This window comes from Streptosporangium vulgare (assembly GCF_042428775.1).
In the GTDB taxonomy this organism is placed as follows: Bacteria; Actinomycetota; Actinomycetes; order Streptosporangiales; family Streptosporangiaceae; genus Streptosporangium; species Streptosporangium vulgare.
In genome coordinates, this window is record NZ_JBHMBS010000002.1 from 379,326 (window position 1) to 400,890 (window position 21,565).

Here is a 21,565-nt window from a genome sequence, read left to right on the forward strand (position 1 = left end):
CGCGCGTGCACACCTTCTGTGAGGTCTCTGCGGTTATCGTGGCCGGATGGCGATGATCGGAGGGGCGGCGACCGTGGAGTCTCTCATCGAGACCGCACTGCGAGAACGGGACCAGGAGGGCGCGGCCCGCTGGCGCGCGATCACCCAGCTGCAGGAACGCGGCGATCTGGAGACCTTCACCGCCGCACGAAGGCTGTGCTCGGGGAGGACCACCGCCGAGCGGATGCTCGGGGTCGACATCCTGGGGCGGCTCGGATTCGTCGACCGGACACTGCCGGTGCTCCGCACCCTGTCCGTCCAGGAGGACGACTGCCTGGTGCTCTACTCGGTGCTGATCGCCTTCGGCCACCTCAGGGACCGCCGCGCGCTGCCGTCGGTGATCGCCCTCGCCGAGCACGACGACCCCCGGATCAGGTACGGGGCCGCCTACGCGCTGCCGAACATCATGGGCAGCCCGCCCGACCCGACGGGCCTGGCCGCGCTGCGGCGGCTCATTCTCGACCCCGACGAGGACGTGGCCGACTGGGCCCGCCTCGGTCTCGCCCTGTCGACGGGACGCCGGGTCGAGGACGCCTGAAGGGACGCGGACGCCTCAACGGGACGCGGAGCAGAAGACGCGGAACCGGGAACGGGGAATCGAGAACGCGGGACCGAGGGCGCGGAACCACCGAGGACGCGGAACCACCGGAAACGCGGAGCAGAAGACGCGGAACCGAAGACGCAAGATCGAAAACGCGGGACCGAGAACTCGGAACGCGGGACCGAGGACGTCTCAGCGGGACGCGAGGTTGAGGACGTCGGGCGGGATGTCCTCGACCCGTGACCGGTCCCAGGGAAGCTCGAAACCCGAACCGCCCAGCACCCCGTCGAGCACTCCCGCGGTGAACCCCCACACCAGCAGCCCGCGCACCCGGAACGCCGGTCCGGTGTGACCGCTCGGGTGGCGCAGCCTGATCCGGTTGGCCGGGTCGACGAGCTCGCGGACCGGGACCCGCTCCACCGACTCCACCTCGTCGGGCGAGGCCGCGTGCACCACACAGGGCGTGTGCCACCAGCCCAGCACCGGGGTCACCCGGTTGTCGCTGTGGCTCAGGTACAGCTCGGGCATGGTCCCGAGCACCCGGACGCCCGCCGGGTCGAGACCGGTCTCCTCGCTCGCCTCGCGCAGCGCCGCGGCGATCGGGCCGTCGTCCTCGGGGTCCACCCCACCGCCGGGGAACGCGGGCTGTCCCGGGTGCGTGCGCCCGCGCGAGCTCCGCTGGATGAGCAGCACGTCGGGGCCGAGCGGTCCCTCGCCGAAGAGCAGGAGCACCGCGGCCCGCCGCCCCCCGGACACCGGAGGGCGGAACATCGGGGACACCGGTGCCCTCGCGGCCCGCTCCGCCAGCGTTTCCAACCACCCAGGGACCTCTTCCACGGGCACACCTCCGGCTCTCTGCAACACGGTGTCCCGTCCCGCGCTTCCCGGTGCCCGCGGATCCGTGAGACGCGGAAACACCGGCCGGACGGCCACCCTGCGACGATCAGGGGAAAATCACGAGAAGGGGCCGGGACGCACCAGCTTGGCGGCCTGGACCGGATCGACGGGACCGACGCCGTACGAGGGGCAGAGCGCGGCGAGCGGGCAGACGCCGCAGGCCGGCTTGCGGGCGTGACAGACGCGGCGACCGTGCCAGATCAGGCGGTGGGACATCATCGTCCAGTCGCGCTTCGGGATGAGCGCGGCGACGACGTGCTCGATCTTCACCGGATCGGTCTCGGAGGTCCAGCCGAAGCGGTGGGTGAGCCGCTGGAAGTGGGTGTCGACGGTGATGCCGGGCACCCCGAAGGCGTTCCCGAGCACGACGTTGGCCGTCTTGCGGCCGACTCCGGGCAGGGCGACCAGGTCCTTGAGCTTCCCCGGCACCTCGCCGCCGTGACGCTCGCACAGGGCCTGGGCCATGCCGATGATGCTGTTGGTCTTGGCGCGGAAGAAACCGGTGGGCCGGATGATCCCTTCCATCTCGGCCCGGTCGGCACCGGCATAGTCTTCCGCTGTGGGATATTTTGCAAAAAGGGTAGGAGTGACCGTATTAACCCTTTTGTCCGTGCATTGGGCGGACAGGATCGTCGCGACCAGCAGTTCGAGAGGATCGCGGAAGTCGAGCTCACAGTGGGCGTCAGGATAGGTTTCCACCAGAATCCGGTCCATTCGACGAGCTCGACGAACCAGGGCAAGCTGGGATTCACCACCGGGGCTGACGTTGCGAAGCACTCCGACAGCCTACGCTCAAGGCCCCCTGGAGAGCGGCACGGTGGGATGGGTCACAATGACTGCGTGAGCCGTGAAACAGGAGGCACTGTGAACTCCGACGACGTGCTGGGCAAGGCCCCTCTGTTCGCCGCGCTCGACCGTGAGAGCGCCGCCGCGCTGCGCACGAGCATCTCCGAGGTGGAACTGTCCAAGGGACAGACCCTCTTCAGCGAGAACGAGACCGGAGACCGCCTCTACGTGGTGCTCGAAGGCAAGATCAAACTCTCCCGGACCTCGCCAGACGGCCGGGAGAACCTGCTCAGCGTGCTCGGTCCGAGCGAGATGTTCGGCGAACTGTCCCTGTTCGACCCCCGTCCCCGTACGGCGTCGGCCACCGCGCTGACCGACGTCCGCCTGGCCGGGCTCGGACACGACGACCTGCGGCCCTGGCTGACCGGCCGGCCCGAGGTCGCCCTCCACCTGCTGCGGGCCCTGGCCCAGCGCCTCCGCCGTACGAACGACGTGCTGGCCGACCTGGTCTTCACCGACGTGCCGGGCCGGGTGGCGAAGGCCCTGCTCGACCTGGCCGAGCGCTTCGGCCAGCGGATCGACGACGGCGTACGGGTCCACCACGACCTCACCCAGGAGGAGCTGGCCCAGCTGGTCGGCGCCTCCCGGGAGACGGTGAACAAGGCGCTGGCCGACTTCGCCCAGCGAGGCTGGCTGCGCATCGAGGCCAAGGCCGTGGTCATCATGGACCTGGAGCGGCTGCACAACCGCTCGCGCTGACCCGGGAGGGCCCCGGAACCCCGGGGGGACGCTCCGTCGGAAAAGGACCGTTCCGAGGGCCGTCCCGGGCGGTCCGCTCCAGGAGAGCGGGCCCTCGAAGGGGTCTAACCGTCGAGATAGGCGAGCTGCGCGCGGACCGACATCTCGGCGGCGGGCCAGAGCGCCCTGTCCACGTCCGCGTAGACGATCTCGACGACCTCCCGGGGCGTCGCCGCCCCCCGCCGCCGGGCCTCCCGGATCTGGTCGAGCCTGCGCCGCCGGTGCGCGATGTAGCCGTCGAGGGCGCCGATCGGGTCGGGCAGCACCGGACCGTGGCCGGGCAGCAGCGCCTCGGCCCCGACCCGCTCGGCCCTCGCCCGCAGCAGGTCGAGAGAGCGCAGATAGTCGGCCAGGTCGCCGTCCGGGGCGATCATGGTGGTACCGCGGCCGAGCACCGTGTCGCCGGTGAGGATCGCCCGGTCCCGCGGCAGCCAGAAGCAGAGCGAGTCGAACGAGTGACCGGGCGTGCCCACGACGTGCAGCTCCAGGTCCCCGGCCGTGATCACGTCGCCGTCCCCGAGCCCCTCCTCGCCCAGCCGGTGCGCGGGATCCAGGGCCCTGACGGGCGCGCCGACCAGTCCGGCGAACTTCGCGGCGCCGCCGCTGTGGTCGTGGTGACCGTGGGTGAGCAGGACCGCGACGACCCGGCGGCCCTCCAGCCGCCCGGCGACCCGCGCCAGGTGCTCGTCGTCGTCCGGCCCCGGGTCGACGACCAGCACCTCCTCCCCGAACTCCCCGAACTCCCCGACCTCCCCGACCTCTTCGAGCAGCCCGAACTCAACGGACCCGGCTCTGCCGGACCCCACTCTGCTGGCCCCCGCGGCCTCCCTGAGGCCGATCACCCACGTGTTGGTGCCGTCCAGGGTCATCTCGGAGGGGTTCGGGGCGAGGAGGTTGAGCGTGTGGTCCGTACCGGCCCCGTCCGGCCCCTCCAGGGGGATCCGCAGCCCGCTCACCGCGCGCCGAACCGGTAGTCGTCGTCGAGCACGATGCGCATCTCCCCGTCCACCTCCGCGAGCTTCGGCATGAAGGTCACGATCTCACGCTCGGCCGCGAGCGCCTCGGGCACCTTCTCGTAGGCGCTCAGCTCGGTGAGAGTGCGGTGCGTCGGGGGCATCAGGAAGATCTGGCCCGTCCCGCCCTGGTCGAGCGCGTCGGCGGGCCTGATCCAGACGACCTGGTCGGCCTCGCCACCGACGTCGCGGGTGAGCTGCCCCGCCGGGAGCGCCGCGACGAAGAACCGGGTGTCGAAGCGCCTCGTCTCGACCTCGGGGGTGATCCAGTGCGCCCAGGGACGGAGCAGGTCGGAGCGGAGGACCAGGCCGCGCCTGCCGAGGAAGTCGGCGAAGGACAGGGTCTTGCCGATCAGGGCGAGCCGGTCGGCCTCCCAGTCGTCGCCGGTGGTGTCGGACACCACGGACTCCGCGGACGGACCGGCCAGCAACACCCCCGACTCCTCGAACGTCTCCCGTACGGCGGCGCACACCAGGCCCCGGGCGGTCCGCTCGTCCGCGCGGAAGATCTCGCCCCACGCCGCGGGCGGGGGACCCGCCCAGTCGATCACCTGGTCGGTGTCGCGCGGGTCGACCGACCCGCCGGGGAAGACGTAGGCCCCCGCGGCGAAGGCCATGCTCGCCTTGCGCCGCAGCAGGTAGACCTCCAGCCCGTCGGCCTCCTCACGGAGGACGACCACGGTGGCGGCGTCCCGGGCCGGGACCGGGGCGACCCGCCCGGCCAGGATGTCGCGTGCGCGCACGCCCGACTCACCGGGAAGCGGGATACCGCCCATTGAGACCCTCCACCAGAACACTGCTCGGTTTCAGGTCCATCATGTGGCACGGCACCGCCCCGGACAATCACGGGGCCGCACCGGCGTCCTGAAGCGTGACGTGCGGCACGACGCTCCCGTACGGCCCCTGACGAGCCCCTACGGCACCCGTACGGCCCCGGCGGGCTTCGCCCCACCTGCCGGGACCTCGGCCACCGCCGGCGGGCCTCAACGGCCACCAGGGGCCTTCCGCCCCCGGTGGCCCCGTGGCCCCCGGGGCCGTCAGGGCTTCACCTGTCCGCCGAACCTGTCCGCCGACCCACCGGTCCACCGGCTCCACCGGGGTCCCGGCGACCTCAGCGGACCTCGGCGATCACCTCGACCTCGACCGGCGCGTCCAGCGGGAGGACGGCGACGCCGACCGCGCTGCGGGCATGCTTGCCAGCGTCGCCGAGCACCGCGGCGAGCAGGTCGCTGGCGCCGTTGACGACCTGCGGCTGGCCGGTGAAGGCCGGGGCGCTGGCCACGAAGCCGACGACCTTGACGATGCGGACGACGTTCGAAAGCCCTCCGGCCACCGACGCGACGGCGGCGAGGGCGTTGAGCGCGCACACCCTCGCGAGCTCGTAGGCGTCCTCGACGTCCACCTCCGCGCCGACCTTGCCCGCGGTCACCAGCTTGCCGTCCACGATCGGGAGCTGCCCCGAGGTGTAGACATGATCACCGGAACGCACCGCCGGGACGTACGCCGCCAGCGGCGGCACCACCTCCGGCAGGGTCAGGCCCAGCTCCGCCAATCTCTCCTCGGCCGTCACTGCCGCGGCCGCTTCAGGTAGGCGACCAGCTGCTCGGGGTTGGGACCCGGCACGACCTGGACGAGCTCCCAGCCGTCCTGGCCCCAGTTGTCAAGAATCTGCTTCGTCGCGTGGACCAGCAGCGGCACCGTCGAGTACTCCCATTTCGTCATGCGGGACACATTAGCGAGACCGCCCCCGGTGAGCGGCCCACCCAGAACCGTCGAACGCCGGGCCCGGCCCCGGAGCGCCCCCCGAGAGGCCCCGGGACCGGCCCGAAAGCGGCCAGGCGGCGACCGGGGAGCGGCAGAGATGAGACCGGGAGAGGCCGGGAGATGCCGGGAAAACCGACCCGGAGAGCCCGGGGCGACCCTTGAGCGATCACGAAGGTGCGCCGGTGCGAGTCCCCGCCCTCCGACCGGCGTCACCCCCGGAGGTGACCGGAGGTCGCCGGAGGTCGCCGGAGACGAGCCGACGATCAGGCGGGGGATCGGGACGGCCCGCTGTGAGAATCTGTGAGAATCTGCATATTTACTTTCCTGGCCCGATCGTTTAGCGACACGACCACCTACGGTCTCCCGGGCCGCACGCCGGGTCCCCGGCCCGTCCGGTCCCGGCGATCACGGCCCCCACGACCGTGCTGAACAGGGCTGTCAGTGGCGAAGGCGGCCGCGGGAGGCATCTCGGCCGCCCTCCGGACGGGTGCCCGTGAAGGGGTCCGGTAGGGCCCCTCCCATCGAGGGGCCGTACCGGTGCGCACTCTCCGGAGGAAGGCGACGAGGAGTTGTCAAGTAGCCGTTGGGTAGCCTTCGAAGGGTGAGAGCTCGCGACACCGATTGGGACGGCGTACGCCTTCACGTCGTCACCGGCAAGGGCGGCACCGGCAAGACCACGGTGGCCGCCGCACTCGCGCTCGCCCTCGCGGCGGGTGGCAGAAAGGTCCTGCTGGTCGAGGTCGAGGGCCGCCAAGGGATCTCCCGGGTCTTCGACCTGCCGCCGCTGCCGTACGAGGAGCGCAAGATCGCCGTCGCGCCCGACGGCGGGGACGTCTACGCGCTGGCCATCGACGCCGAGGAGGCCATGCTCGAATACCTTGAGATGTTCTACGGCATGCGCAGGGCGGGCAGGGCGCTCAGCAAGATCGGAGTCGTCGACTTCGCCACCACCATCGCCCCCGGCTTCCGCGACGTCCTGGTCACCGGCAAGACGAGCGAGGCCGTCCGGCGCAAGGGCAAGGACGGCAAGAGGGTCTACGACGCGGTCGTGCTGGACGCGCCGCCGACCGGCAGGATCGCGCGCTTCCTCAACGTCACCAACGAGGTCGCCGGGCTGGCCAGGGTCGGCCCGATCAAGAACCACGCCGACCTGGTGAACGGCGTCGTCTCCTCCCCCGAGACCGCCGTGCACTTCGTCACGCTCCTGGAGGAGATGCCGGTCCAGGAGACCCTCGACGGCCTGCGCGAGCTCCGCGCCGCCGGGCTCCCACCCGGCGGGATCTTCATCAACATGATCCGCGAGTCGCTGCTGCCCGCCTCCGTCCTGGACGCCGCCGCCGAGGACAGGCTCGACCCGACCGAGCTGATGCTCGGCCTCAAGGCCGCGGGGCTCACCGACGACGGTCGCGCCGCGGCCTCGGTGGCCGAGGCCCTGACCGAGGAGATCGCCGAACACGCCCGCCGCACCGAACTGGAACGGCATGAGAGGCGGTCGCTGGACAAGGCCGCCCGCCCCCGCTACGACCTGCCGTTGCTGGCCGACGGGGTGGATCTGTCGGGGCTGTACGAGCTGGCGGAATCGATCCGCACCCAGGGAGCAGCGTGAAGACCCCCCCGTTCCTCGACCTCGACGCGATCATCGACGATCCGGACACCCGGATCGTCGTCTGCTGCGGCTCCGGCGGTGTCGGGAAGACCACCACCGCCGCGGCGCTGGGGCTGCGCGCGGCCGAGCGCGGCCGTTCCGCCGTGGTGCTCACGGTCGACCCCGCGCGGCGGCTGGCGCAGTCGATGGGGCTCACCGAACTCGACAACACCCCCAGGCCCGTCGTGGGCGTCGAGGGTGAGGGCCGGCTGCACGCCATGATGCTCGACATGAAGCGGACCTTCGACGAGATCATCGAGGCGCACGCCGACCCCGAGCGAGCCCGCCAGATCCTGACGAACCCCTTCTACCAGTCCCTGTCGTCCAGCTTCTCCGGCACGCAGGAGTACATGGCGATGGAGAAGCTGGGCCAGCTCAGGCGGTCGGACGAATGGGATCTGATCATCGTCGACACCCCGCCGTCCCGCTCCGCGCTCGACTTCCTCGACGCTCCCGAGCGGCTCGGCCGCTTCCTCGACGGCAAGCTGATCCGGGTGCTCATGCTTCCCGCCAAGGCCGGGGGACGCAGCGCGTTCAAGCTGTTCAACGCGGGTTTCGGCATCGTCGCCGGAGCGCTGACCAAGCTGCTGGGCGCGCAGGTGCTCAAGGACCTGCAGACGTTCGTGTCCGCGCTGGACGCCGTCTTCGGCGGTTTCAGGGCGCGGGCGGACCAGACCTACCGGCTCCTGCAGGCCCCGGGGACGGCGTTCGTCGTCGTGGCCTCGCCCGAGCGCGACGCGATGCGCGAGGCTTCCTACTTCGTGGAGAGGCTGGCCGAGGAGCGCATGCCCCTGGCGGGTCTCGTGGTCAACCGGGTGCACCGCTCGCCCGCGTCCATGCTGTCCGGGGCGCGGAGCACCGCCGCCGCGGAGGACCTGGAGTCACGCGGCGAGCACGAGCTCACCTCCGCCGTGCTGCGGCTGCACGCCGACAGGATGCAGCTGGCCGCTCGCGAGCGACGCGAGGAGGAGCACTTCGTCTCCGCCCATCCCACGGTGCCCGTGGCACGGGTCCCCGCCATGGCGCAGGACGTGCACGACCTGGAGGGACTGCGCGAGGTGGGCGACCTCCTGGCCGCCCGCTGACCGTACGGCGCGGCGGTGTGACCCCGCCGGGGTCAGGCGCCGCCGTCGGACGAACCCGGAGAAGCCGTCAGGCGAACCCGGAGAAGGAGAGAAGCGGACCCGGAGAACACGCGTGGCGGCGCGCGCTCTCCGGCCCGTGACATGCGTGTACGGCTGGCGCCCGGCGCCAGCCGTACGGGATGGGCGCGAACTCAGCCGGCGATCAGCTCGTTAGTCCGCTCGTATTCCTCTTTGGCCAACTCCAGCAGGTCCCGCCAGGAGTCGACATCCGGTCGCCGGCGCAACAGCGCTCGGCGTTCGCGCTCGGTCATCCCGCCCCACACCCCGAACTCGATGCGGTTGTCCAGCGCATCGGCGAGGCACTCGGTCCGGACCGGGCATCCTCGGCAGATCAGCTTCGCTCGGTTCTGGGCAGCACCCTGAACGAACAAAGCGTCAGGATCCGCACCCTTACAGGCCGCACGGGAGGTCCAATCCGTGATCCACATTCGACCCCACTCCCCTTTAGGTGGTCAGTCGTGACTTGGGCCGACGGGCGCGGGCGTCGGGCCTCGGTATTCAATTGCTGCAGAAAGAGAACGTACGCAACCAGACGTTCGGGCCGACAGACCCCGCCGGGACCAAATTCTCACATGGTCATCCACGGCCATCTGGCCGGGAATGACTAGTCACCTGCTTGAGATAACGGGACAAAGCCGAGCTAAGATGGCGTTCCGTTACCGTTTGCGGCATCCGTCCGACGTACCCTGGGACTCGTGCAAGCTCAAGGCAAAGACCAGCGGTCTGTGATCGGCGCGGTCGGTAATGTGCTGAAGTTGACCGGCGCGGCCGCTGTCACAGGTGTGCTTGTCGCCGCCGTGGCGCTTCCGGCCGTGGGCGGCGCGGGGATGACGGTGAACGCGGCGGCCGACGAGCTTCGTCTCCTCCCCGAGGAGCTCAAGGAGCCCCCTCTCGCCGAGAAGACCACCCTGCTCGACGCCGACGGCAAGCAGTTCGCCCAGTTCTACTTCGAGAACCGCGAGTCGGTGAAACTGGACGAGGTCGCCGACGTCATGAAGACGGCGATCGTGGCGATCGAGGACTACCGCTTCTACGAGCACGGCGCGATCGACCTTGAGGGCACCTTCCGCGCGGCCGTGAAGAACGTCTCGGGCGGCGGCGTCGTCCAGGGCGGTTCCTCCATCACGCAGCAGTACGTCAAGCTCGTGCTCGTCAACGCCGCGGAGACCAAGGAGGAGCAGGACGCCGCGATCGCGCCGACCCTCCCGCGGAAGCTCAACGAGCTGCGCTACGCGCTGGCCATCGAGGAGAAGTACACCAAGTCGGAGATCCTTGAGCGCTACCTGAACATCTCCTACTACGGCGCGGGCGCCTACGGCATCCAGGCCGCCTCCCGGCGGTTCTTCAACAAGCCGGCCTCGAAGCTCGCCCTGTGGGAGGCGGCCACCCTCGCCGGGGCCGTGCAGAACCCGAGCGTGACCGACCCGAGCGCGGGCAAGGCCTCCCGCGACCGGCTTCTGGTTCGGCGCAACACCGTGCTGAACCGGATGGCCGAGCTCGGCAAGATCACGCCGCAGGAGGCCGAGGAGGCCAAGAAGAAGAAGCTCGGCTTCAAGAACATCGAGGCCCCCGGCGGCTGCGAGGAGAGCGCCTACCCGTACTTCTGCCTCTACGTGCGGCAGGAGATCGCGACCAACGAGGACTTCGGCAAGACCCGCAAGCAGCGCGAGAGGCTGCTGCAGCGCGGCGGACTGGTCATCAAGACGACGCTCACCCCGAAGGCCCAGAAGGCCTCGGAGAAGGCGATCAAGGAATACGTCAAGACCAGCGACAAGCCGGTCGCCGCGCAGGCGATGGTCGTTCCCGGCACCGGCGCCGTGAAGGCGATGGCCGCCAGCCGCAACTTCGGCAGGAACAAGAAGAAGAACGAGATCAGCTACAACCTCGTCGGTGACCGGGAGCACGGCGGCGGAGCGGGTTTCCAGGCGGGCTCCACGTTCAAGCCCTTCACCCTGCTGACCGCCCTGGACCAGGGCATGAAGCTGAACGACGGCTTCACCACCGGCTCCGGCTACCGGGCCCCCAGCCACAGCGCGTTCCGTAACTGCAAGGGCAAGGCGGTCGGCGAGCCCGACCACGAGGTCAAGAACTCCAGCGAGGGCGGCGGCGGCTTCAAGACCCTGACCACCGGCACCCTGGGCTCGGTGAACACCTTCTTCATGCGCCTGGAGCAGGAGGTCGGCCTCTGCGAGACGGTCAAGATGGCCAAGAACCTGGGCATCAAGCGCGCCGACGGCACGGGGCTGAAGGAGTTCGAGACCTTCACGCTCGGCATCAACGAGATGGACCCGGTGACGGTCTCCGCCGCCTACGCGACGATCGCCGCCCGGGGCACCTACTGCAGCCCGATGGTGATCACCGAGAGCACCGACCGCGACGGCAAGAAGACCTCCTACAAGCCGAAGTGCAAGCAGGTCCTGGACGAGGAGGTCGCCGACGCGGCCAGCCACATCATGTCCGGGGTCTTCACCAAGGGCACGATGACCGAGGTCGGCGGCATCGGCCGTCCGGCGGCGGGCAAGACCGGCACCACCGACGCCTACACCGCCGCCTGGTTCGCCGGGTTCACCCCCGACCTCGCCTCCGCGGTGAGCCTCGGCGACCCGCGCGGCGCCTTCAAGTACGACCTGACCGGCGTGACCATCGGCGGGCGCTACTACAGCTACGTCTACGGCGCCTCGATCTCCGGGCGGATCTGGAAGGACTCCATGCTCGGCGCGCTCAAGGGCGTGGAGGCGACCCCCTTCACCCCGGTGAACATGGAGCGCTTCGGTGGCTGCTCCGCCGGCCGGTGCGCGCCCAAGCCTCCGCCGAAGCGCGACAACGGCGACGGCCCCCACGACGACCGGGGTAACGACCGCGGCGACCGCGGTGACAACGGCGACGGCCCGTTCGGCCCGCCGGACGGCGGCGACCGGGAGGTCAACGGCGGCTTCCCGTTCGGCCCGAACGGCGGCGCCCCGATCGCCCCGCCCGTCCCGTAGCGACACAGGAGTCCCGGGAACGCACAGCCCCCGGAACGCCAGACCCGGAACACCGGGCCCAGGAACGCCAGAGCCCTCCTCGCCGGACCTTCGAAGGTCCGGCGAGGAGGGCTCTCACCTCAGAGGGCTCCCGCCTCGGAAGGACGTCAGGCGGGCCGCCTCAGGAGGACGCCAGGCGGGCCCGTACGGCCTGCGCGACGCGACCGCCCTCGGCGCGTCCGGCGACCTTCGGGTTCACGATCTTCATGACCTGGCCCATCGCCTGCGGCCCGGTGGCACCGCTCTCGGCGACGGCCTCGTCCACGATCCCGGCGAGCTCCTCGTCGGACAGCTGCGCGGGCAGGTACGCCTCCAGCACGGCCTGCTCGTCGACCTCCGCCTGAGCCTGCTCCACCCGGCCGGCCCCGCTGAACGCCTCGGCCGCCTCGCGGCGCTTCTTGGCCTCCTTGGCCAGCACCTTGACGACCTCGTCGTCGCTGAGCTCGCGTGCGGTCTTGCCCGAGACCTCCTCGACGTTCACGGCCGCGAGGGCCATGCGAATCGTGCGGGTGCGGATCTCGTCCCTGCTCTTCATGGAGGCCGTGAGATCGGCCTTCAGCTTGTCCTTCAATGCGCTCATGCCGTCCATCTTGCCGCCTCACCAGCCCCGCTGTATCCCGAGTTTCCGTTCGAGGGCCCGATCTCGGGCATGATGAGAAGGTGAGGAAAGCAGCCGCGGTGCCCCTGTCCCTGTTCGGCGTCGGCCTGGCCGGCCTCGCGTACGCCTCGGTCGTCGAGCGCAACGCGTTCCGGCTGCGCCGTTTCGACGTGCCCGTGCTGGAGCCGGGGCAGCGGCCCGTACGCATCCTCCACCTGTCCGACCTGCACCTCACCCCCGGCAGGCGGAGGCTGATCGACTGGGTGCGCTCGCTGGGGGCCCTCAACCCCGACCTGGTGGTCAACACCGGCGACTCCATCTCGCACCCCGACGCGATCGCGCCCCTCATGCACGCCCTGGAGCCCCTGCTGTCCCGGCCGGGCCTGTTCGTCTACGGCTCCAACGACATGTACGAGCCGCGGCCGAAGAACCCGGCACGTTACCTCTGGCGCACGTCCAAGGCCGACTACGGCCAGAAGATCCCCACCCTCCCCTGGGAGGAGCTGGGCGCCGCCATGGCCGCCGAGGGCTGGCTGGACATGAACAACACCACCGCCCGCCTCAAGGTCGGCGACCTCGACGTGGCCGTGGGCGGCATCCACGACTCCCACATCAACCTCGATCGCTACGACCTGATCGCCGGCCCCGCCCCGACCGCGGCCGACCTTCGCCTGGGCGTGATGCACTCGCCGGAGCCCCGCAACCTGACCCGCTTCGCCGCCGACGGCTACCAGCTGCTGCTCGCCGGGCACACCCACGGCGGCCAGCTCTGCGTCCCCTTCTACGGCGCCCTGGTCACCAACTGCGGCATCGACCGGGCCCGCGTCAAGGGCATGAGCCGCCACGACTCCGCCTATCTCCACGTCTCCGCCGGCCTCGGCACCAGCCCCTACGCTCCGGTCCGCTTCGCCTGCTACCCCGAGGCCAGCCTCCTGACCCTGATGCCCCGCCGTCGCGGCGACGCAAGCACCCACGAAGTCCGCTAGACTTTTCCAAGCACGAGCAAGACCGGGCGTGTGACCGGGGTGTGGCGCAGCTTGGTAGCGCGCTTCGTTCGGGACGAAGAGGCCGCAGGTTCAAATCCTGTCACCCCGACGTCGAAGTAAAGTCCCGAGGTAAAGGGCCAGTTCCGAGAAATCGGAGCTGGCCTTTTGCGTTGTCCGAGTGTCTAAGTGCGTGACTACGGGTCCTGGTCAAGGGGCCACAGAAGCATTTCTGAGATCTTCATGGGTCCTGGGGTGCTGGCCGGATCCCGGACCGTGAGCACCAGAATGACCATGTTCGTGCTTCCTGATTGGGGAAGGTCTCGGTTCGAGTCCGTGGCTTCCTCAGATAGGGATCGTCGCTGCTGCGTCTCTGTTGTTGGTTCCGGAACTCCGTGGCCTTTGGAAGAGGTGCAGGCAAATGGTCTCTAAGTGCTTGAAGTCCAAGACGCTCTTGTCCCTTCGAGTTCCGCTGGTGGTTGCTGGTGTAGTTGGCAGCACATTCCCTGATCAGGGAGCACGAGCACGCACAGAAAACGGGGCCTCACCCGAGAGTCGGTGAGGCCCCGTTCGTGTCTTCCCACTCCCGCCGGAAGATCCGACCCATAGCCACGGCACCCCCTGGAAGAACAGGCCGGATCTGCTTGCGGTAGACAGCCTCGGTCACAGCCGTGCTGTTGTGACCGACGAGTCGAGAGATTGAACCGCGCCGGGATTGCTGAGGCCGCCACGGCGCCTCCCGCGTGGCCAAGGCCGTGCTGCTCGGCGCGGTGCCGCCGCTGATGCTCAGGACCGACCCCAACCCGGAGGGTCAGCCCATCCTGCGCGGTCTCATCTCCGGCTCAACGGCTGGGCCTCGTCGCGACCAGAAGCCGCTCAACTCCGGCAGCCGCGCCGACTACGAGGCGTGGCGCGACGCGGCCGCTCGTCTGAGAACTCCCGGCAGAGAGCTCCGCCGCACCCACCTGACGCCGTGCGCGGGCGCGGGTTGGAGGCCTGAGACGGTTGGGCGCGCCCGGCCCCCATGGGAGCCGGGCGCGCGATCTCTTCATGTGAACGGTGAGGCCGAGTCAGTACTCGGTTGCCGGCCGGCGGTCAGGCGTAGGACCGGCCGTGCCGTGTCCGTCACTGAGTGACCGGATCGAAGGCCCACAGGTCCACCGGGAGACCGGGTGTGCGTGCGCTGAGCGTCAACGGCAGGTTCTCGCCGTGAGCGTCCAGGTACAGGCGCTCGTCGGGGGCCGTGTGATTGCTCAGGAACATCGCCGTCCCGTTGAACGTCGCACACCACAGGTAGCCGTCGTCGTTGGGGCGGAAGGTGTTCAGCGTGACCTTGTTGCCGTCCTGCGGCAGTGTCCGAGTCGCCGTCGCATTGACATATTTCCCGCCGTAGGCCAGGTAGTAGCAGTGATCATCGCCAGTTTTGTCCGCGTAGATCGTGATAAACCCTTCGTTGCCCGCTTCGGTGTCGTAGCGCACCTCCACCGAGGTGCCCTCCTCGGTACGGCCGTCCGCGACGGTGACCGTCAAAGGCGGGGTGAACTCTTCGAGCAGGATCTCGTCGACTCTCGGTGCCTCGGTGACGGGGTCCTGGAGGAACCAGCGCTGGGCGGCCGAGTTGTCGAAGTCGCGAGCCGCCAGCGCCTCACCGCTGCCGAGAGACGTGAGCAACTGGTGGCTGACCATGTTCTCCAGGGTCCATGTGCCATCGCCCTGATCGACGGGGAGCCAGAGCTGGTTGGTCTCCTCGTTCGGGTTCAGCACCATCCGCGCGTCGCGGGCGCCGTCTCGCTGACCCAGATAACTGTTGCCGTCGATAGCGATCAGGCGATAGTAGCCGGGGAACTCGGGCACGACGTCCAGTCTGAACGTCTGCATCGGTACATCGGCCCGGTTGAGCGGCTCGTCGGTGACCTGGGAGGTGTAGCCGCCGTAGGTGGCCACATTGGTGGTTTCGGCGTTGCGGAGCACAGCCTGCGGCGGCAGCTTCTTCACCGGCCGCGACCTCCCCTTCGGGGGTTCCGGCAGGTTGCCGAGCTCGAACAGGACGGGATAGTGGTCCGACCTTACTTCCTCGTCGACCCGCGCTATTCCTGTGGCGCGGGGCGCGTTGTCGCCGGTCGGGGCGACCGCGTAGTCGAGGATTCTCGGCGTGACGGTCTGCGGCTGCTCGGGCTCGGGATCCAGGGGGTCCGGAATATAGGGTTCGGGGTCCGGCCGGGTCGGATGGGTCGGCTGCCCCAGGGACGGGGCCATCACCTGCCACTGCCCAGGTTCGTCCCGGGCGAGTCGGTCGTACAGCGAATTCTGTGCGCCCGGATAGGGGAGGCGGTTGTAGTCGCCGAGCGCCACCCAGGGCAGTGGCGTGTTATCGGGGCCTGCGGTGGCCATCCGGGTCCGGATGTTGCGCAGCAGTTGGGGATCGTCGTTGCCGCTCCCCGACCACCCGTGCACCGTGAAGTAGACGACGCCGTCGACGCGGACACCGAGCGCGGGCCGGCTCGTGGCGATTCCGTTCTCGTCGACAAATCCCGGGACGACGTACACATCCTCCGGGGCGACCTGCCTGGCGGTTGCTATGGCTAAGTTGACGCGGTTGACCCCGTTGGGGGAAGTGTCCGTGTTCAGCCAGTACAGATATGCCGCCGGTCGGCTCTGAGTCCCGCTGATACGGTACTGCCGGACCGGGGGGCGTATGGGGTTACCCACGTAGTCCAGCCCCCGGGTATAGGCCGTCTGCTGGATGTCCTGCCCTAGCCACCTGTTGCCTGTTTCGCCTCCGGGCGGAGAGCCGGCCTCTTGCAGGAGCATGATGTCGGCCTCGTATCGCGTCATCATGTCGAGCACTCCCTCGTCGTACTTGGATTCGTACTCGCCGGCACCGTTGGTGGTCCTCGCGCCCTGCATGTTCCAGGTGATCACCTTGCGGCTGTAGTTCGGGCGGGGGTCGATCTCACCGCCGGTGTCGCGCAGGAACAGCGAGTGCCGTTTGCCGACGTCGAGGGCCACCAGCCCCTGCCCGCTGTAGTCGAGTCTCTCCTGTCCGGTCCAGTCCGCGATCGCCTGCCCGCCCTGGCTCAGTGGCCGGAACCGGCTCGGGTCGGTGCTGTCGGAGCCGAACTGGAAGGCGGTGCCGGTTCGCGTGCCGTACGGCGCGTACGGTTCGAACGGTCCGCCCTCGGTCTTCTGCTTGATCAGGGTGTTGTCGTAGAAGACGTTCTGCGGACCCGAGGAGCCGGCCCACTTGCCGGCCTTGGGGCCGGCCGCCCACCAGATCGGATACCAGGTGCCCTCGTCTGTCTCGCCGCCCTCGCCGCCGCAGTTGGCGGCGCAGCTCGCCGAGCGGTGCTCATAGGGAACTCTCACCGTGTTCTGCTCGAAGAGGTTGTGGTGCTCCCAGCCGCCGTGGAGGTTCAGGTCCGCGTCGAGGTCGTTGCGGAAGGCGACGTTGCCGCTGGCGGACCACTGGAAGGTGAGGTGACGCAGATCGCGGACGAGGTTGTGGGCCCACAGTGAGTCCCACACGCGACTGCCGCGCAGGTAGCCGTTGCCGCCCTTGCCCTTGTTCCAGGCGCCGTCGAAGCTGTTGCGCTCGATCTGCAGGTTGCGCGCCACCTCGGTGACGATCGAGTGCGAGCCGGTCATCGTGGCCTTCAGCCCGCGTGCCCAGCTGTTGGCGGCCCACTTGAAGACGATGCCGTGCATCGCGTACTCGGGGGCCAGGTTGCCGTAGTTGTTCTTGGCCTGCTCGGGCGTGAGCGAGTAGTGTTCCTGGCCGCCGATCTTCGGCAGGCCGTTCATGTCCTGGGTGAAGGCGAAGTTCTCGAAGCCGACCCCCTCGACGACCTTCAGCGGAGTGACCTTGCTGGCATACGGCGTGCCGTTGCCGTTCAGAGGTTCCGAGCCGTCCGATTCGGAGTTGACCGGCAGGTCCCACTCCAGCGACCGGTCCAGCGTGATCGTCTTGGCCGTGACATCGATACGGGTGATCCGGAACATCTCCTGGCGCATGTGGAGCGCCTCGATCATGCTCGGTTCGGTGATGCCCTGCTGCGCGTAGAACTTCTTGCTGTTGGCCGCGCCGACCCAGGCGTAGCCGCCCAGTTTGAACTTGGTCATGTCGGCTTTCGCATCGAGCCGCACGACGTTGCCGCCCTCGCGGGCCGAGAACCCCGGATCGCCGGTGGCGGCGGCGAGCTTGAAGCCGGAGGCCCAGTGCTGGTTGATGCTGCCCTCGAAGAGGTCCTTGCGACCGGGGAGGGGCGGGAGCAGCTCCCAGTCGTCCTTGTACCGGGTCGCCATTTCCCGGGTCTGGACCCGGAACATGCCACGGCCAGGCCATATCCAGCCGCCGTTGCCGATGTCGGGGGCGGTGCCGGCCGTCATGCTCTCCTGGTCCCAGCGGCCGTTGATCGTCTGGTCGTAACGGGTGCTGAGATCGGGTCGGAACACCAGTCGGGTTCCGCCTTCGCCGGAGCCCCTGCCCTTGATGGTCAGGAAACTGGCGTCAACGTAGATCTGCTTGGATATGTCGATCCGCCCGTACGGCAACTCGATGAGCGAGAGCCGGTGGAAGTTCGCGTTCGGGGAGCAGTCGCTCTTGATGTGGTCGATCGCCCTCTGCAGGCCGACGGTGTCATCGACCCCATCGTCCCCGATCACCTCGTACTCGGAGGCGAGCTTGACCGAGGAGATACGGCAGGAGGCGTCACTGGTCAGGTCCGAGTTGCCGGGAAGCTCGTGACCACCCCGGTATCCCGCACGCGACCAGTCCGGCAGACCGGCGGGCGGGGTCCCGCGGTTGGCGTAACTCAGATCCGGTCCGGACGCCCCCGGTCCGGCCGACGGCGAGTCTTCTGCCGCGGCGGGTGCGTTCACAGGCGCCGCGGGAGCGAACGCCGACGCTGCCGGGGTGATCCCCGGCGCCAGTAATGAGAGCAGCAGGCCGGACACAACGGCCGCCGCTGGTGGAACCAGTCTTATTCGAGTCATTGTTTCGTCCGTACGCATAGGGCGAGGGGCGGTCGGAGAGCGACCGCAGGTTTTTGTGGCGCGGAACGCGACTTGATTTCGGGGTAGTCGAGCGCGCCTGGCGACCGAGGTTCGTCGTCAGCAAGAAGGACGGTCCTGACGCCGACGCCGGGCGTCGGCGTCAGGACCGGATGGCTGAGGTGGGGTGCGCCGACCAGACGCGGGCGACCATACCCGCCACGCTTTGAGGTCCTGGCAGGAACGGCGGCCAATCGTGGCGGCGTCGTCCGAATAAGCGTCTATCGGCTCACCACTGCGGGGCCGACGGGGTGGGCATCACCGCGAAGTCGTAGACCTTCTTCCACAGCACGCCGCTCTTGCCGCCGCCCGAACCGTTGATGACGTAGTAGAGATCGGTACCGGCTATCACGGCCAGCGGGGTTTTTCCGGGGGAGAGTGCGAAGCTGTTCTCTTCGTAATATCCACTCCACCCTCCGTCGCGCGAAATGATGTAGCTGCCGATGGTGTTGTCGCGGTCCTCGGTGATGGTGATGACGCCGTAGCCGTTTCGGGAGAGCGCGACGGACGGGCCATTTCTCGTGTAGCCAGGGGTGCCCGTGGCATAAACCCGGAACGGATTCGTCCAGTTGCCGGTCCCGTACCGCTGCCGCGACATGTACACGTAGTTGTCGGTGCCCGTGAAGGCGAGAACGACCTGATTCCAGGGAGCGGGGTCGTTGTTGGTGTCCACCTGGGCGGCCAGTCCCGGCGCGTCCTTACTCTGCGCGCCCGGAACCACGCTTGGAGAGCTGTAGGTACCGGTTTCGCCGTTGTAGTACATCGTCCAGATGTCGTCGTTGGACTGGCTGTTCCAGGCGAGCATGAAGGAGTTGCCGGGGAGCGCGGCAGCCGCCACGGGCTCGGTGTCGGTGGTACGCGTGTCGCTGGGGATCCTGGTCCAGTTGGGCAAGGTACCGGGCAGTTGGTAGCTCGCGCTGAGTTGGACGCGGTGCTGGTAGACGTGGCCCTCGGTACCGGTGTGGAAGATCCGGAAGTTTCCACGCCCCCCGTCGTCGGTCCAGATCACCCTCGGAGGTGTCCACGTCTGCGCGTTGGGCAGCGAGTACGCGGGCCCGTTGTTCAACGAGATCCAGATGGAGTCGTTGTCCGCGCCGCGCCAGGCGTGAAGGATGTTGCCGCGGTTGTCGCGTGCCTCTCCCGGAGTGGACCTGCTGGTGATCGGTCCGCCTGCATAGGTCACCGGCTGCCAATTGGCTCCCTCACCGGGAAAACCCCAGGAACTGGTCGAAGCGCCACCGTCATCGGCCGGGGGGCTGATGATTTCGGTCGAGGGGGCATCGGCCGAAGCCGGTGCCGTGATTCCACCAAGAGCAGTGGTGGCGGCGATCAGCGCCACCGCCGTCGTCCGGAACAACCTCTTCTTGTTGACCATTTTTTCTCCCGAACTCGTCTTCCGAATCGACTTCCATCGGGCCCTTGGATGCGGAGGCAGCTGATGGACCGTCACCATAAAGACAAGTCCGGCATGTCGCGTGTGACATGACGCTCGTCACATCACGTAAATCACAGGGGTCTTGGGCAACTCGACGAGGTGTCCTCGCTCGAAGCGGACGGTGGCGAAGGCAGACTCAGTGGGGTTGGTGCCCGGCATGAACACGAGACCCGCGTAATTGGAAGTGCCGAATGGCGCAGATCAAGGATGGGGCGTTGAGTTCAAACGTCACATGATCGAGAAGAGACAAGCGTCTTCGGCCCTCCTCAGGACCGCTGTGGCGTACAACCGTCTCCACGATCCCGGAGGATTGACATTGATAAGACGTACGTCACACCCAGCTTCCTGTCACACATAGCCGGGCTACCCGGTCAACCATGTGTAGAACCTCGACCTCGTCGCCGTCATCAACGCCTGCACCGCATCGATGTCATCAACCGGCGACCTTGAGCACTACCAGCCTGGCCGGTTCGGCTTGAACCAGATCGCCCGGACACGGCCTACGACAGACCCGCCATCCCGCATGAGACCAGCTTGGCGAGCCACAGCGATCCGGCGTGGCCCGTGAGGCCCTTTCCCTCCGCTTCGCCGCCGCGACCTGAAGGAGAAGACACATGTCCCGACCTCTCCCGTTCGTCATCGATCCCACCGGTGCCGACCGGCATGCCGAATACCAGGCCCTGCGGGCTCGTGGCCCGGCCACCCCCGTGGACATCCTCGGCCTGCGAGTCTGGGCGGTCACCGACCCTGCCCTCCTCAAGGCTCTGCTCACCAGCCCCGATGTCTCCAAGAACGGCCGCGCTCACTACCCGGCCTTTCAGCGGACGATCAGCACGTGGCCGCTCGCCCTGTGGATCGAGGTGCAGAGCATGCTCACCGCATACGGCGCCGACCACCGCAGGTTACGGCGGATGGTCGCCCCCGCTTTCAGCGCACGCCGCATCGCCGAGCTGAAGCCGATCGTCCAATCCCTGGTCACCGAGTTGATCGACGACCTCGCCACGGCGCCCCCCGGCCAGGTGGTGAACCTGCGCGAGCGACTGGCCTATCCGCTGCCCATAGCCGTGATCGGCCACCTGATGGGCGTACCGGAAGACCAGCGTGACGATTTCCGGCAGCTCGTCGACAACGTCTTCGACAGCACGCTCACGCCTGAGCAGGCCCAGGCCAACACCGCGCGTCTTTTTGAGACGACCGACCAGTTGATCGCCACCAAGCGCGGCAAACCCGGCGACGACATGACCTCGCTCCTCATCGAGGCACGCGATGAGGAGTCGGACGGCAGCGGCTTCACCGATGTCGAACTGCGCGACACGATGATTCTGATGATCAACGCCGGCTACGAAACGACCGTCAATGTCATCGACCAGGCCGTCTTCGCGATGCTGACGTCCCCCGACCAGCTCCACCTCGTCCGCACCGGCCAGGCGACTTGGGAGGACGTGGTGGAAGAGACCCTTCGCGCCGAACCCGCCATCAAGTACTTGCCGCTGCGCTTCGCCGTGACCGACATCAGGTTGCCTGACGGGCAGGTCATCGCCGCGGGAGACCCCATCCTCGCCGCGTATGGAGCTGCCAACCGTCACCCGGACTGGCACGGGCCGGACGCCGACTCCTTCGACGTCACCCGCAAGGTGAAGGACCACCTGGCGTTCGGCTACGGCGTTCACTTCTGCCTTGGGGCTCCCCTGGCCCGCCTCGAAGTCGCGGAGGTCCTGCGTCAGCTCTTCGAACGGTTCCCCACCATGTCACTCGCGGCACCGGCCGACGCGTTGCGGCCGGTACCCACTCTCATCAGCAACGGTCACCAGGAACTCCCCGTGTACCTGCGCGCCGTCGAGTAGCGTGG

The 21,565-nt window shown here is 68.6% G+C and carries 17 protein-coding genes and 1 tRNA gene; 8 read left to right on the forward strand and 10 right to left on the reverse strand.

The genetic code is table 11. The features are described from left to right. Positions 1 to 46: 46 nt before the first annotated feature. Positions 47 to 577, forward strand: coding sequence for a HEAT repeat domain-containing protein (locus ACFFRH_RS05745; RefSeq protein ID WP_344742751.1), 531 nt, complete (start codon positions 47 to 49; stop codon positions 575 to 577). Between the two features lie 195 nt (positions 578 to 772). On the opposite strand, the gene ACFFRH_RS05750 is transcribed toward ACFFRH_RS05745, so the two are convergent. Further along, a complete protein-coding gene (locus ACFFRH_RS05750) occupies positions 773 to 1,417 on the reverse strand; it encodes an NUDIX hydrolase (RefSeq protein WP_344742750.1) in 645 nt (214 codons plus the stop codon). Between the two features lie 117 nt (positions 1,418 to 1,534). Then, positions 1,535 to 2,254 carry an endonuclease III gene (gene nth, locus ACFFRH_RS05755; protein ID WP_344742749.1) on the reverse strand — a complete coding sequence of 240 codons (720 nt, stop codon included), beginning with the start codon at positions 2,252 to 2,254 and terminating at the stop codon, positions 1,535 to 1,537. A gap of 45 nt (positions 2,255 to 2,299) precedes the next feature. On the opposite strand from nth, the gene ACFFRH_RS05760 reads away from it, so the two are divergent. Next, positions 2,300 to 3,022, forward strand: coding sequence for a Crp/Fnr family transcriptional regulator (locus ACFFRH_RS05760; RefSeq protein ID WP_386154759.1), 723 nt, complete (start codon positions 2,300 to 2,302; stop codon positions 3,020 to 3,022). Between the two features lie 104 nt (positions 3,023 to 3,126). On the opposite strand, the gene ACFFRH_RS05765 is transcribed toward ACFFRH_RS05760, so the two are convergent. The 4 genes from ACFFRH_RS05765 to sp36 form a co-directional block, all read right to left on the reverse strand. Then, the gene (locus tag ACFFRH_RS05765; RefSeq protein ID WP_344742747.1) at positions 3,127 to 4,017 is read right to left on the reverse strand and encodes an MBL fold metallo-hydrolase; all 891 of its coding nucleotides are present in this window, start codon (positions 4,015 to 4,017) and stop codon (positions 3,127 to 3,129) included. Beyond that, a complete protein-coding gene (locus ACFFRH_RS05770; RefSeq protein ID WP_344742746.1) occupies positions 4,014 to 4,850 on the reverse strand; it encodes an NUDIX hydrolase in 837 nt (278 codons plus the stop codon). Before ACFFRH_RS05770 ends, ACFFRH_RS05765 begins: the two co-directional genes overlap by 4 nt. 335 nt (positions 4,851 to 5,185) lie before the next feature. Continuing rightward, positions 5,186 to 5,644: a RidA family protein gene (locus ACFFRH_RS05775; RefSeq protein WP_386154764.1), complete on the reverse strand. Its 459-nt coding sequence runs from the start codon at positions 5,642 to 5,644 to the stop codon at positions 5,186 to 5,188. Next, positions 5,641 to 5,796, reverse strand: coding sequence for a Sp36 family protein (gene sp36 / locus ACFFRH_RS05780; protein WP_344742745.1), 156 nt, complete (start codon positions 5,794 to 5,796; stop codon positions 5,641 to 5,643). Before sp36 ends, ACFFRH_RS05775 begins: the two co-directional genes overlap by 4 nt. Before the next feature lie 643 nt (positions 5,797 to 6,439). Here sp36 and bagA point away from each other — a divergent pair. Further along, positions 6,440 to 7,444 carry an ATPase BagA gene (bagA, locus tag ACFFRH_RS05785; protein ID WP_344742743.1) on the forward strand — a complete coding sequence of 335 codons (1,005 nt, stop codon included), beginning with the start codon at positions 6,440 to 6,442 and terminating at the stop codon, positions 7,442 to 7,444. Beyond that, a complete protein-coding gene (bagB, locus tag ACFFRH_RS05790) occupies positions 7,441 to 8,568 on the forward strand; it encodes an ATPase BagB (RefSeq protein ID WP_344742741.1) in 1,128 nt (375 codons plus the stop codon). The genes bagA and bagB overlap by 4 nt, the downstream gene beginning before the upstream one ends. Positions 8,569 to 8,759: 191 nt before the next feature. Here bagB and ACFFRH_RS05795 read toward each other — a convergent pair whose 3' ends face one another. Beyond that, a complete protein-coding gene (locus ACFFRH_RS05795; RefSeq protein ID WP_012887233.1) occupies positions 8,760 to 9,056 on the reverse strand; it encodes a WhiB family transcriptional regulator in 297 nt (98 codons plus the stop codon). 318 nt (positions 9,057 to 9,374) lie between these two features. On the opposite strand from ACFFRH_RS05795, the gene ACFFRH_RS05800 reads away from it, so the two are divergent. Then, positions 9,375 to 11,612, forward strand: a complete 2,238-nt coding sequence (locus ACFFRH_RS05800; RefSeq protein ID WP_386154770.1) for a transglycosylase domain-containing protein — start codon at positions 9,375 to 9,377, stop codon at positions 11,610 to 11,612. Between the two features lie 160 nt (positions 11,613 to 11,772). On the opposite strand, the gene ACFFRH_RS05805 is transcribed toward ACFFRH_RS05800, so the two are convergent. Next, on the reverse strand, positions 11,773 to 12,231 hold the full coding sequence (locus ACFFRH_RS05805) for a GatB/YqeY domain-containing protein (protein ID WP_386154773.1): 459 nt from the start codon (positions 12,229 to 12,231) through the stop codon (positions 11,773 to 11,775). 80 nt (positions 12,232 to 12,311) lie between these two features. On the opposite strand from ACFFRH_RS05805, the gene ACFFRH_RS05810 reads away from it, so the two are divergent. Continuing rightward, complete coding sequence (locus tag ACFFRH_RS05810; protein ID WP_386154776.1) at positions 12,312 to 13,235, forward strand: metallophosphoesterase; 924 nt, start codon at positions 12,312 to 12,314, stop codon at positions 13,233 to 13,235. Positions 13,236 to 13,270: 35 nt separating this feature from the next. Further along, positions 13,271 to 13,344: transfer RNA gene (locus tag ACFFRH_RS05815), tRNA-Pro, on the forward strand. Positions 13,345 to 14,357: 1,013 nt separating this feature from the next. Here the strand turns inward: ACFFRH_RS05815 and ACFFRH_RS05820 are convergent. Together ACFFRH_RS05820 and ACFFRH_RS05825 are read right to left on the reverse strand one after the other, a co-directional pair. Continuing rightward, complete coding sequence (locus tag ACFFRH_RS05820) at positions 14,358 to 18,110, reverse strand: endonuclease/exonuclease/phosphatase family protein (RefSeq protein ID WP_386154779.1); 3,753 nt, start codon at positions 18,108 to 18,110, stop codon at positions 14,358 to 14,360. A gap of 400 nt (positions 18,111 to 18,510) precedes the next feature. Next, complete coding sequence (locus ACFFRH_RS05825; protein ID WP_344742732.1) at positions 18,511 to 19,656, reverse strand: hypothetical protein; 1,146 nt, start codon at positions 19,654 to 19,656, stop codon at positions 18,511 to 18,513. Positions 19,657 to 20,330: 674 nt separating this feature from the next. Between ACFFRH_RS05825 and ACFFRH_RS05830 the strand changes: the two genes are divergently transcribed. After that, positions 20,331 to 21,560, forward strand: coding sequence for a cytochrome P450 family protein (locus ACFFRH_RS05830; RefSeq protein ID WP_386154782.1), 1,230 nt, complete (start codon positions 20,331 to 20,333; stop codon positions 21,558 to 21,560). Positions 21,561 to 21,565 lie beyond the last annotated feature (5 nt).

Excerpts from the sequence above, each read along its gene's own strand:
- ACFFRH_RS05805 (WP_386154773.1), bottom strand. The coding sequence starts at position 12,231 with ATGAGCGCATTGAAGGACAAGCTGAAGGCCGATCTCACGGCCTCCATG.
- ACFFRH_RS05760 (WP_386154759.1), top strand. The coding sequence starts at position 2,300 with ATGGGTCACAATGACTGCGTGAGCCGTGAAACAGGAGGCACTGTGAAC.
- ACFFRH_RS05830 (WP_386154782.1), top strand. The coding sequence starts at position 20,331 with ATGTCCCGACCTCTCCCGTTCGTCATCGATCCCACCGGTGCCGACCGG.
- ACFFRH_RS05795 (WP_012887233.1), bottom strand. The coding sequence starts at position 9,056 with ATGTGGATCACGGATTGGACCTCCCGTGCGGCCTGTAAGGGTGCGGAT.
- ACFFRH_RS05825 (WP_344742732.1), bottom strand. The coding sequence starts at position 19,656 with ATGGTCAACAAGAAGAGGTTGTTCCGGACGACGGCGGTGGCGCTGATC.
- ACFFRH_RS05745 (WP_344742751.1), top strand. The coding sequence starts at position 47 with ATGGCGATGATCGGAGGGGCGGCGACCGTGGAGTCTCTCATCGAGACC.
- sp36 (WP_344742745.1), bottom strand. The coding sequence starts at position 5,796 with ATGACGAAATGGGAGTACTCGACGGTGCCGCTGCTGGTCCACGCGACG.
- ACFFRH_RS05770 (WP_344742746.1), bottom strand. The coding sequence starts at position 4,850 with ATGGGCGGTATCCCGCTTCCCGGTGAGTCGGGCGTGCGCGCACGCGAC.